General features: G+C 35.2%; 9 protein-coding genes. 7 read left to right on the forward strand and 2 right to left on the reverse strand.

Translation table 11 applies throughout. The features are described 5' to 3' along the window. Positions 1 to 13: 13 nt before the first annotated feature. On the reverse strand, positions 14 to 2,752 hold the full coding sequence (locus PBT91_RS08475; RefSeq protein ID WP_270061348.1) for a putative LPS assembly protein LptD: 2,739 nt from the start codon (positions 2,750 to 2,752) through the stop codon (positions 14 to 16). Positions 2,753 to 2,888: 136 nt separating this feature from the next. On the opposite strand from PBT91_RS08475, the gene PBT91_RS08480 reads away from it, so the two are divergent. From PBT91_RS08480 to bshA, 7 genes are all read left to right on the forward strand, one after another. Then, entirely contained in the window at positions 2,889 to 4,019 is a 1,131-nt protein-coding gene (locus tag PBT91_RS08480) for an N-acetylmuramoyl-L-alanine amidase family protein (RefSeq protein WP_270061349.1), read from the forward strand. Between the two features lie 53 nt (positions 4,020 to 4,072). Next, on the forward strand, positions 4,073 to 5,023 hold the full coding sequence (locus PBT91_RS08485) for an MlaD family protein (RefSeq protein ID WP_270061350.1): 951 nt from the start codon (positions 4,073 to 4,075) through the stop codon (positions 5,021 to 5,023). Between the two features lie 7 nt (positions 5,024 to 5,030). Further along, positions 5,031 to 6,365: a (Fe-S)-binding protein gene (locus PBT91_RS08490; protein WP_270061351.1), complete on the forward strand. Its 1,335-nt coding sequence runs from the start codon at positions 5,031 to 5,033 to the stop codon at positions 6,363 to 6,365. 24 nt (positions 6,366 to 6,389) lie between these two features. Further along, positions 6,390 to 7,184 (forward strand): (Fe-S)-binding protein, encoded by a 795-nt coding sequence (locus PBT91_RS08495; RefSeq protein ID WP_270061352.1) that lies wholly within the window; start codon positions 6,390 to 6,392, stop codon positions 7,182 to 7,184. A 116-nt stretch (positions 7,185 to 7,300) separates the two neighbouring features. Then, positions 7,301 to 7,786, forward strand: a complete 486-nt coding sequence (locus tag PBT91_RS08500; RefSeq protein WP_270061353.1) for an ABC transporter ATPase — start codon at positions 7,301 to 7,303, stop codon at positions 7,784 to 7,786. Continuing rightward, the gene (locus PBT91_RS08505; RefSeq protein WP_270061443.1) at positions 7,786 to 10,722 is read left to right on the forward strand and encodes a glycoside hydrolase family 3 N-terminal domain-containing protein; all 2,937 of its coding nucleotides are present in this window, start codon (positions 7,786 to 7,788) and stop codon (positions 10,720 to 10,722) included. Before PBT91_RS08500 ends, PBT91_RS08505 begins: the two co-directional genes overlap by 1 nt. A 59-nt stretch (positions 10,723 to 10,781) precedes the next feature. Next, the gene (gene bshA, locus PBT91_RS08510) at positions 10,782 to 11,930 is read left to right on the forward strand and encodes an N-acetyl-alpha-D-glucosaminyl L-malate synthase BshA (protein WP_270061354.1); all 1,149 of its coding nucleotides are present in this window, start codon (positions 10,782 to 10,784) and stop codon (positions 11,928 to 11,930) included. Between the two features lie 32 nt (positions 11,931 to 11,962). Here bshA and PBT91_RS08515 read toward each other — a convergent pair whose 3' ends face one another. Beyond that, positions 11,963 to 12,460 carry a hypothetical protein gene (locus PBT91_RS08515; RefSeq protein WP_270061355.1) on the reverse strand — a complete coding sequence of 166 codons (498 nt, stop codon included), beginning with the start codon at positions 12,458 to 12,460 and terminating at the stop codon, positions 11,963 to 11,965. Between the last annotated feature and the right edge of the window lie 59 nt (positions 12,461 to 12,519).

Consider the following 12,519-nt stretch of genomic DNA (forward strand, 5'->3'; position numbering starts at 1 on the left):
TTGGTTATAAGTTTTAGTTTCTTCCGATAGTTCTTGTTGGCTGTCTACGCTTGTCGTATTTAATATCACTTAATACCGATGATTTTATACCAATAAAGAAATTCCATGATCTTCTTGCGCTAAATGGCACCCAACTAAAACTCATTCTCCAACTTTCTAAATCTCTTTGGAATCGTAATTGCGTGTATGTAAACCCTCCTTCTCTAATATCAAATCCAGAAGATGCTCCTACGGCCCACTTAGGTGATAATTCAACATCACCAGAAAACATAATGGAATGTGAAGAAATTTCATTTTGTCTTCTTTGGTTACTATATGTCATCGTATATGATAATCGTATATCCCATGGAATTTTATAGCGGTACCATTCTTTATTTTTCTCCTCTTCTTCATCGCCTTCAAAAGGATCTTCATCTTCATAGAGATTGCCGTCTAAATCGGTATTTTTTCCGAAGAGATCATCTTTACGACCACCATTTCTATAGGATTCGTTATCAATTTCATCTTCATTTTCGTTATCCTTATCTGAAAAATCTTTGCTTGAAAACGAATATCCAAAACTAACATTAGCATTTGTTAATCTAAATAAACTTCCGCCATTGGCGATATTTAGCTTGTCGATACGTTGGTTATTGTTATTAAGAGCATACGGATCTAAATTACCAGTAAAGTTGATATCTAATTTATTTTGAATAACAGGAATTCCTCCTCGTACTGAAATTGGTGCCAACTTTAATTCTTCCGCAGCTAAATTATAAGAAGTACTAAAGCTAAAATTGTTTAATAATTTAATCTTTTTGGGCTCGGTAGCTGTACTGTCTTTATCTCTTACTTTCGCTTCTAACGTGTTACTAACGCTCAATCCAATAGAAATTGAATAGTTTCGGTTAGGCGCTCCATAAAGTGTTCCTGTAAATCTGGAATATTCTACAAGATCTGTTAATCCATCTCTGCCGCTACCCGTTAGAGGTTCGCGCTCGTAGGTATCATAATATTGATCGAAAGCAGGGTTAATTCCGTAGCTAATAGATGGTCTAATAACATGTCTTATAGCTTGTATTTTACTGTCTTTACTAAAATCTTTACGTCCATAAAGCGTAGTACCTAAACTGGCGTTAAAGTTATAGGTACGATAAGAATCAAATCCATTAATAGTATCGATAACCTCACTATTGGTAGTTTCGTCATAAGAACGCTCGTAAGTTTTAAATACCCAGTTTTCTTCAAAATTGGTACTTGCACTCACACTAAAATACTTAAGAATCTTAAAATTTGTAGCTAGAGGGATACTATGCTGTGCACCCAAAACGGCATCTTCAAACATTTCTGGCTGAAAGAATAAAGAATCGGTGGTATTAAACCGGTTTTCAGCTCTTAAATTATATTGCAAATTTATATTCTGAATGATCCCTTTTTTAGATCCGCCTTTAGGCGCAAAAGGATATATACGATCTACACTGGCCTGCAGTGTAGGCAACGTCATATTAATTTCTCCCGTATTGGTATTTTGACTATGGGTTGCTGTTAAACTGAAATTAACACCGGGATTTCCTTCAAAAGTTTTACTATAAGAGACAGAAGAACTAAGTGTATTATTTAAGAAATTAGCGGTGTTACTCTGGTTTACAGATTGCTGATAGTAATTACTACTGCCTAAATTGACGGAAGCAGAAAATCTGGAGGAAGGACTCGCCTTTGCATCTTGACTATGGGACCACCGGATGTTATAAACCGAACTTTCCGAAAAATCAGGAAAACCTCTCTCACTATTGTATTGCCGTTCGTATCTAAAACTAAAATTCCCTCTAAATTTATATCTTTTCGTATAGCTAGATTCAAGTCTCAGCGCATAACTTCCGTTGGTATAATAATCTCCAACAGCCAAAAGATCGGCATAATCGCTTAGTGCAAAATAATATCCTCCATTTTGTAGAAAATAACCTTGCTGGCTATCACCAAAAGACGGAATTATAAATCCTGAAGTCCGTTCTTCAGTAAGTGGGAAATAACCAAAAGGTAATCCTAAAGGTGTAGGGATGTCTGCGATATACATATTTACAAAACCAGAAACAATTTTCCTGTCTGGGACAAACTTTATCTTTCTGGCATAAAAATAATATTCTGGATCGTCTACGTTTTCTGAAGTAGTGAAACGAACGTTCTTCATAAAGTATACAGAATCATTCTCTCTTTTAGTCACTTGTCCTTTTACGTTAAAAGAAGCTTCCTGTGTTCTTGAGTTATAAACTAAAGCTCGTTCTGTATCAAAATTAAACCGAATGGAGTCGGGTTCTACTGTTTTAGCCCCCTGCTGAAAAACAGGTGTTTGTGTATAGGCACCTGTAGAGTCTGTAATACCGTAAGCATAGACTTCGTTTTTTTCGTTGTCTATAATAATATAACCGGCGTCTATGGTCATATCCTGGTAAACAACCTGGGCTTCGTTGTAGAGATACATCTTCTTTTCACGATTACTTAGCCTCATATAATCGGTTGCTTTGTAATCTACAACATCGGTAATCATCCGATTTTTTTGCGCTCGCTTAAGTGTGTCTGTTTGAAAAAGACCAAGAATGCTATCCTGAGATTTAATCATTTGTGCTAAAGGTAAGGTACTTACCATAACAAGAGAATCTTTCTCAGCTTCTATCCTAATACTTTGATTTTGTTCAATTTCCTGAGCCTGTAAAAGCGCACTAGAGAACAATAGGAAAATACAGCAAAAAAGTATATTGGGTATATTTGTTTGCAATGCTTTAAGTACTATTTTTGTAAAGAATGGCTTACTTTTTGAGTTTCCAAAATTACATATATTTTTTTAGCTAACTTTTGTGATCACGCGAAAATAGTAATTAAAATATTCACCCAAGAATTAGCGTTGCTTATTTATGAGAACGAATATACTTCAACTTTTAGTATTAGCTTTTATTTTAGTTTCAGGACAGTTATGTTTAGCTGCAGAAAAACCTATGCCTACAGATCCCTTTGTAGTAGTTTTAGATGCCGGTCATGGCGGTAAGGACCCAGGGAACATGGGAAATGGCTATAAAGAAAAAGACATCGCCCTAAGTATTGTTTTAAAAGTGGGTAAGGAGCTGGAAAAAAAAGGAATAAAAGTAGTTTATACCCGTACTACCGATGTGTTTATTCCTTTAATGGAAAGAGGACAAATTGCTAACGATGCCGAAGCAGATCTTTTTGTTTCTGTACACTGTAATTCTCATAATTCTCAGGCTTCAGGAACAGAGACTTTCGTATTGGGATTAAATAGGAATAAAACTAATTTTGAAGTTGCTAAGCGAGAAAACTCGGTAATCTATATGGAGGAAGATTATAAAGTAACTTATAATGGTTTTGATCCTAATTCTCCAGAGTCATTTATAGGTATGACATTGATGCAGGAAGAATATCTGAATCAAAGTATATTGTTGGCCGATTTAATTCAGAAAAAATTCACATACGATCTAAAGCGTAAAAACCGGGGAGTTAAAGAGGGAGCTTTAATTGTATTGCACCAAACCTATATGCCTAGTGTTTTGGTAGAAGTAGGTTTTCTTACTAATGATAGTGAAGGAGCATTCTTAAACAGTACGCCCGGTCAAAATAAAATGTCTGAAGCTATTGTAGAAGGTATTTTAAACTATGGTGCGCAAATTAATATGTCATCTTTAGAAAGTATTGCGCAAATTCCAAAAGCTGTACCACAATCTGAATCTGGGGTTAGTATAGACGGCAAACCTGCAGACTATTATGAAGGAATCATTTTTAGTGTTCAACTCGCGGCTGGATCTTCGAAACTAGAAACCAAGTCTTATAATTTTAAAGGTATCGAGAATGTCTTTAGAAAAAAAGAAGGAAAATTGTACAAATATTATCTGGGTGAAACCTCTAGCTACCTTGATATACAAAAAATCCATCAAAATGCGATAAACAAGGGCTATCCAAATAGTTATATTGTAGCCTTTAAAAATGGAGAAAAGATTACAGTTAATGACGCGTTAAAAACTAATGTCAATTAAGATACTTTTCTATATTTATGCCTAAATTTGTTTGCATACTAAAAAACTAGCTTTTGAAATATTCTAAAGAGGTTAAAACCGCTATTCTTGCTATCGTTGCAATTGTACTTCTTATTTTTGGGTACAGTTTTCTAAAGGGTAAGAACTTATTAGATTCCAGTCGTACATTTTACGCAATTTATGATGATGTTGAAGGATTGTCACCTTCATCTGCAGTAACCATTAATGGTCTAAAAGTAGGACAGGTTACAGATATTGATTTCTTTAATGAAGTAGGTCAACTTGTAGTTACTTTCACAGTAGAGAAAGATTTTACTTTTTCTAAAAATAGTACCGCTAAGGTATACGGAGGTGGCATTATTGGAGGAAAATCATTAGCTATCGTGCCAGAATACGAAAAAGGTGAAATGGCTCAAACTGGAGATACTTTAGATAGTAATGTTGAAGAAGGAATAATGGAATTGGTTAATGAGCGCCTTACCCCACTTCAGCAAAAACTAGAGAGAACAGTTGTAAGTGCAGATTCATTGCTTACCTCTATAAATGATCTATTAAATGATAGCACTACCAATAATATCAATAATACATTCAAAAATTTAAATGCAACGATGCGATCTTTGAAGAATACCAGTGGTTCTTTAGAAGGAATTGTGCAGGGTAATGCTGAAAATCTGAATAAAACTTTCGATAATCTGAATAAAATGTCTGGTAACTTTAAAACAGTATCAGATTCTTTAAAAGCTATTAATCTAGGTCAGATTACAGATGATTTGGAAACCGTAGTAGCAGATTTTAGAAATATAGCCGATAATCTTAATGATGGGCAGGGCACCGCAGGAAAGTTACTAAATGACGATAAAGTTTATAATAACCTTGATCGTGCTACCAAACAGTTGGAAGAACTCCTTCAGGATATTAAATTAAATCCTAAACGATACGTTCATTTCTCTGTTTTCGGTAAAAATCCTGGTCCTTATGACGAACCTAAGGATTCTTTAAAATAAAATAGATATGCAAATTGTTTCTCAAATACTATTTCTAATAGCATTAGTAGCTGGTATTTCATTTTTTGTTAGAAATATTAGAAGGATGCTAAGAAATATTAAGCTTGGGAACGAAATCGATCGTACAGATAATCCTTCAGAGAGATGGTCTAAAACACTAAGGATAGCTTTTGGACAATCCAAGATGGTAAAAAAGCCAATTTCAGGAGCGCTTCATATTATTGTTTATTTAGGTTTTATAATCATTAATATTGAAGTTTTAGAAATTATCATCGATGGTATTTTTGGTACCCATCGTATCCTTTCTTTTCTGGGAGGATTCTATAACGTTTTAATTGGAATCTTTGAAGTTTTAGCACTCTTAGTATTATTAGGAGTAATTATTTTCTGGATTAGAAGAAATGTATTAAATATTTATAGATTTCTAAGTCGAGAATTAAAAGGATGGCCTAAAAACGATGCTAATTATATTCTTTATTTTGAAATGGTGTTGATGACGCTTTTTCTAATAATGAACGCTGCAGATTATCAACTTCAATTAAATGGAGCTGCTCATTATGCTCATGCAGGAGGTATAATTGGTGGATTTCCTATTAGTCAATTTATAGCTCCTCTTTTTGAAGGACTTTCAAATGCCACTTTAATAATTATTGAAAGAGCAGCATGGTGGCTTCATATCTTAGGAATATTATTTTTTCTAAATTACCTATATTATTCTAAACACCTTCATATTCTTTTAGCCTTTCCAAATGTTTATTTTTCCAAATTGAATCCTAAAGGAGAAATGAACAATCTAGAAGCGGTTAAAAAAGAAGTAGCGCTTATGATGGATCCTAATGCCGATCCTTTTGCCGCACCCGCAGAAGACGAAGGGGAACCCGAGAAGTTTGGCGCATCAGATGTTATGGATCTCAATCAGGTACAACTATTAAATTCTTACACCTGTACGGAATGTGGTCGATGTACTGCGGAATGTCCTGCCAATCAAACTGGTAAAAAATTATCTCCTCGGAAGATTATGATGGATACTCGGGATCGTTTAGAAGAAGTAGGAGAAAATATTAATAAAAATGGAAAATTTGAAGATGACGGCAAGCAATTGCTAGATGATTATATTTTGAGAGAAGAATTATGGGCTTGCACCACTTGTAATGCTTGTGTAGAGGCGTGCCCGGTTGGGATCGATCCTTTGTCTATAATTTTAGATATGCGCAGATACTTGGTGATGGAACAAAGTGCTGCTCCCAACGAACTATCAGTTTCTCTAACAAATATAGAAAACAACGGAGCTCCATGGCCGTATAACCAAATGGATCGACTTAAGTGGGCTGAAGAAAATTAATTGAACATATAGAATAGCAGGAATATGGCAGAAGCGATAAAAGTACCAACCATGGCAGAATATATGGCGGAAGGTAAAAAAAAGCCAGAAGTTTTATTTTGGGTAGGTTGTGCAGGAAGTTTTGATGATCGTGCCAAGAAAATCACAAAAGCTTTCGTTAAACTTTTAAATGAAGCTGGAGTAGACTTTGCAGTATTAGGTACCGAAGAAAGTTGTACCGGTGATCCTGCAAAACGCGCAGGAAACGAATTTTTATTCCAAATGCAAGCTGCGATGAATATCGAAACCTTGAATGGCTATGAGATCGAAAAAGTAGTTACAGCCTGCCCTCATTGTTTCAATACAATTAAAAATGAATATCCTTCTTTAGGCGGAACTTACGAGGTAATGCACCATACACAATTTTTAAAATCTTTACTTACTGAAGGTCGTTTAAAAGTTGAAGGAGGAAAATTTAAAGGAAAGCGAATAACTTTCCATGATCCTTGTTATTTAGGCAGGGCAAATGGTGAATACGAAGCACCAAGAGATCTTTTAAAAAAGTTAGAAGTAGAACTTATCGAAATGCGCAAATGCAAAAGCAACGGACTTTGTTGTGGGGCAGGAGGTGCGCAAATGTTTAAAGAACCAGAACCTGGTAACAAAGACGTGAATGTCGCCAGAACCGAGCAGGCGATGGAAACTAAACCCGAGGTAATCGCTGCTGGCTGTCCTTTTTGTAATACGATGATGACTGATGGCGTAAAAAGCAAAAATCAGGAAGAAAATATCGATGTTATGGATGTTGCAGAGATGATCGCTAACGCCAAAGATCTTTAAAATCAAATTCTTATAAAATTCCTTCAATAAAGCTTAATTAATTTGAAATATGGCAGCTTTTTTGCGACTATATATTTAATTATTAAGTTTGAAATCGATAAAATTACCACCACAATATGTTAGTACCTTTTGAATCCTTGCCAGATAGTTCACGAGTATGGATCTATCAATCTAACCGATCTTTTACTGAAGAAGAATTATCTGAAATTAAGCAAAAACTAGATCAATTTTTAACCCAGTGGACAGTACATGGTTCTAGCTTAAAAGCTGGGTATGATATTAAATATAAAAGATTTATAACCATTGGTCTAGATCAAGAAATCAACGCAGCTTCAGGATGTTCAATTGATGCTTCAGTTCAATTTATACAAAGCCTTGAAAAAGAATATAATGTCGATTTATTGGATAAGATGAATGTATCCTTTAAGCAGGGAGAATTTGTGGCTTATAAACCCCTAGCAGATTTTAGGAAATTAGCCAAAAATAAATCGGTTTCTCCTAAAACAATCGTCTTCAATAATCTGGTAAATAACAAAGCTGAATATCTTTCAGATTGGGAAGTCCCAGCATCTGAAAGTTGGCACAAGAGATTTATGAATTAATGAGGATAAAAGCTAAACTAACCGTACTGCTTCTATCGTTCTTTTTTTTATCTCCTGTTTTAAATGCTCAGCAGATAAGCAGCCCCGATCCTTTGGTTGCCAATGATAGTTTGGCACAAAACAAATGGGTAGATAGTATTTATTCTAATTATTCCCTGGAGCAAAAACTTGGGCAGCTTTTTATGGTCGATATTTTTTCGAGCGGATCTCAAAGAGATTTTGATAAAGTACGATCACTTATTTCAGATTATGAGATAGGAGGAGTTATTTTTTCTAAAGGAGGACCGGTAAGAGAAGCTAAATTAACGAACGAGTTTCAGGAACTCAGCAAAACTCCGCTTCTAGTTGGTATGGATGCAGAATGGGGACTGGCCATGCGCTTAGACTCTACGTTTGCCCTGCCTTGGAATATGACTTTAGGAGCTATTCAGGATAATAAATTGATCGAAGAGGCTGGTGCTGCAATCTCAAGACATACAAAACGACTTGGTATTCATATAAATTTTGCACCTGTTGTAGATATCAATACAAATCCGCAAAATCCAATTATTGGTAATCGTTCGTTTGGCGAGAATAAATTTAATGTTACCCAAAAGGCCTTAGCTTTTATGCACGGAATGCATAAAGAAGGAATATTATCTAGCGCTAAACATTTTCCGGGACACGGGGATACCGATCAGGATTCTCATAAAACCTTACCATCGATCAATTTTCCAAAAGAGCGAATTGAAGGCGTTGAGCTTTACCCATATCGTAGCTTAATAAAGGATAGCTTAAGTAGTGTGATGGTGGCGCATCTAGATGTTCCCGCTTTAGGAACTCAAGAAGGAAGATCAACATCTTTATCTAAAAAGGTTGTTACTGGAATTCTACGTGAAAATTTACAATTTAAAGGTTTAATTTTTACCGACGCTTTAAATATGCGTGGGGCTTCCAATTACGACGAACCAGGAGAGATAGATCTAGCCGCTTTTAGAGCAGGGAATGATATTTTATTAATTTCTGAAGATGTTCCAAAATCTATAGAAAAACTGAAAGCTGCCTATTATTCAGGTTTGATAACTGAAGAGAGGTTAGCGTATTCCGTAAAAAAGATTCTTAAAGCAAAATATAAGACAGGACTTAATAATTATGAGCCCGTAGAAGAAACTTTTCTTTATGAAGAACTGAATGGTGTTATGGATAAGGTTCTTTATGAGAAATTGATGGAAAATGCCATGACTTTGATTCGTAATAACAAAGGTATGGTGCCTATCAAAAACTTAGATGAACAAAAGATCGCTTATGTAGGATTAGGCGATGATGACGGTACTGCATTTCTTCAGCAATTGAAGAAATATGCGAGAGTTGATCAAGTTTCCGCAGAAAAATTACCACAGCTTCTAGATAAATTAAAAGATTACAATTATGTAATTATAGGTTTTCATAAAAGCAATGATAACCCTTGGAAATCGTATAGCTTTAGTAACCAAGAATTAATTTGGTTGCACGAAATTGCCAGAGCGCATCAAACGCTCTTAACGGTATTTGCAAGTCCTTATTCATTATTAGACATAAGAAGCACCACAAATATTCAGAGTATATTAGAAGCATACCAAAATAGTGAAATTGCACAGCAAAAAGCAGCACAGGTTATTTTTGGTGCAACCGAAGCCAAGGGAAAATTACCCGTTAGTATTGGTATTGAATTTCCGGAAGGTACAGGATATGATACTAAATCTATAAATAGGCTTACGTATGGTTCTCCAGAAAGTGTGGGGATGAATAGCTTTAAATTGAAGAAAATAGATTCGATTGTAAATTACTCTATTGCCCAGAAAATGACGCCTGGAGCGCAGGTTTTAGTGGCAAGAAAGGGAAAAGTAATCTATAGTAAGAATTTTGGATTTCATACCTACGAGCATATAAATCCTGTAACAGATACTTCAGTATACGATTTAGCATCTTTAACCAAAATTCTATCTACTTTGCCTTTGGTGATGAAACAGGTAGAAGAGGGAATAATTAGTTTTGATACCAAATTGGGCGAAATAATGCCGGTGTTTAAGGGAACTAATAAAGAGTTTATAAGGTTGCAGGATATGTTGATGCATTATGCAAAACTTAAAGCATGGATTCCTTTTTATGTTCCCACTATAGATGCAGTTACCAAACATCCATCTACATTATACTATCACAAATCGCCAGACGAGCGCTTCAATACCCAAGTTGCTAATGATATGTATATTAGGAAAGATATGCAGGATACTATTATAGATATTATAGCAAAGAGTGGACTTAATCGTAAAAAAGAATATAAGTACAGCGATTTACCATTTTATATTCTAAAATATTATCTTGAGGGATACTACGGTTCTAACTTAAATAGTCTTACCCAAAATAAATTTTACAAAACTCTGGGAGCTAACTATACAGGTTATCTACCGATAACAAGATTCCCATTAGATGAAATTGTACCAACCGAAAATGATAAATTATGGAGAGGGCAGTTAGTACATGGTTATGTTCATGATCAGGGCGCAGCCATGCAAGGAGGTATTGGCGGTCATGCCGGTTTATTTAGTAATGCCAATGACGTTGCCAAAATAATGCAGACCTACCTGCAAGGTGGTAGCTATGGTGATCAAACCTACCTAAAATCTAAAACTATAGAAAAGTTTAATACCTGCTATTATTGTAATAGAAATGTAAGGCGTGGTGTTGGTTTCGACAAACCACAGATTAGTGGTGCAGGCCCGGTTTGTTCGTGTGTTTCGCACAGTAGTTTTGGACACAGCGGATTTACAGGAACACTCGCTTGGGCAGATCCAGAAGAAGAGATTGTTTATATATTTTTATCTAATCGTGTATATCCAGATTCGACCAATAGAAAACTGATTCGCGAAAATATTAGAACCAAAATACAGGAAGTAATCTATGACGCTATAGACTATTAATGTAAATTGTTAGAAATAATTAAATTGAATCGGTTCTAGCCGATTTTAAAAAAGGATTAATGAAAATAGCAATAGTTTGTTATCCCACTTTTGGCGGTAGTGGTGTAGTCGCAACAGAACTTGGCCTGGCGTTATCAAAAAGAGGTCATGAAGTTCATTTTATAACCTACAAACAGCCGGTACGATTAGATCAATTATCTAGCAATGTGAAATTTCATGAAGTTCACGTACCAGACTATCCATTATTTCATTACCAACCTTACGAGCTTGCTTTAAGCAGTAAACTGGTAAATATGGTGAAGCTACACGGAATTGAATTATTACATGTACATTATGCTATTCCGCATGCTTATGCGGGCTATATGGCTAAAAAAATGCTAGAAGATCAAGGGATAAATATTCCTATGGTAACTACGCTGCACGGTACAGATATTACTTTAGTAGGTAATCATCCTTTTTATAAACCTGCAGTTACCTTTAGTATCAATGCAAGCGATATGGTTACTTCAGTTTCTGAAAGTCTGCGAAAAGATACATTAGAACTTTTTGAAATTAAGAAAGAGATCAGAGTAATCCCTAATTTCATTGATGCTTCTAAGTATCAGGAAAAAAGCTTCACCGATTGTCAGCGAGAATTGATGGCTGACGGTGATGAAAAAATTATTACTCATATTAGCAATTTTAGGAAAGTAAAGAAAATTCAGGATACCATTAAGGTTTTTTATGAAGTTCAGAAAAAATTAAAATGCCGTTTAATGATGGTGGGTGAAGGTCCTGAAAAAGAAAAAGCCGAAGCTTTAGCAGAAGAACTGGGTATTCATGATAAAGTGATGTTTTTAGGTCAAAGTCACGAGATTGATAAAATTCTATGTTTTTCAGATTTATTTTTACTAACGTCAAAAAGAGAAAGTTTCGGTTTAGCTGCTTTAGAGGCAATGATAAATAGCGTTCCCGTTGTTTCCAGTAACACCGGAGGATTACCGGAAGTAAACCAGCAAGGGGTCTCAGGTTATTTGTGCGACGTAGGCGATGTGAAAGGAATGGCAAAGAAGGCTATTGCCATATTAAGTGATAATGAAACTTTAAAAACCTTTAAAAGAAACGCCAGAAAAGTTGCAGCGACTTTTGATATTAATCAGATCGTACCGATGTACGAAAAAATGTATTCAGAACTTTTAGAAAAGAGCATAAAAAAAGTGGAAAATTAATTTCCACTTTTTTTTATCTCGATGTTATCAATTTAAAACTGGTAACGAACACCAATCGCAAAATCTGGAGCAAGATCGTCGATAGTCTCGTAATCATTAAATCCAATTTCTGGTCTCAAATCTAAAGTAAGCGCTAGAGGAATATCAAAATTGTATTCAATACCAATATCTCCTGCTATAAGAATATAAGCACCGTCGTTATAGGGATCACCAATTCTATCATCATCTAGACTTGCGATACCTGCACCTGCACCAGCGTACCAGTTAAAGCCACCTTCGATATTCCAAACCCATTGATACAATCCAACAAGTTTAACAACATCATAATGCTTATGATTTCTCCAACCAAGGTCGAATTCTAAACGATTATTATCGCTTCCTACCGCTCTTTGATAAGAAATTTCTGGTCCAAAACCATTACTCCCTCCAAGTCTAAGACCAATAGCATTATCAGCAATTTCTTGTGCATTTACATTCGTAAATAAAGCTGATCCTAAGGTAACCAATGTAATCACTAAAAACTTCTTCATTGTTTTGATTTATATATTTTGGGCAAAAATACTTTTTGACGGAAAGTAATATTAGGCCT

The sequence above is a fragment of the Zunongwangia sp. HGR-M22 genome (assembly GCF_027594425.1).
In the GTDB taxonomy this organism is placed as follows: domain Bacteria; phylum Bacteroidota; class Bacteroidia; order Flavobacteriales; family Flavobacteriaceae; genus Zunongwangia.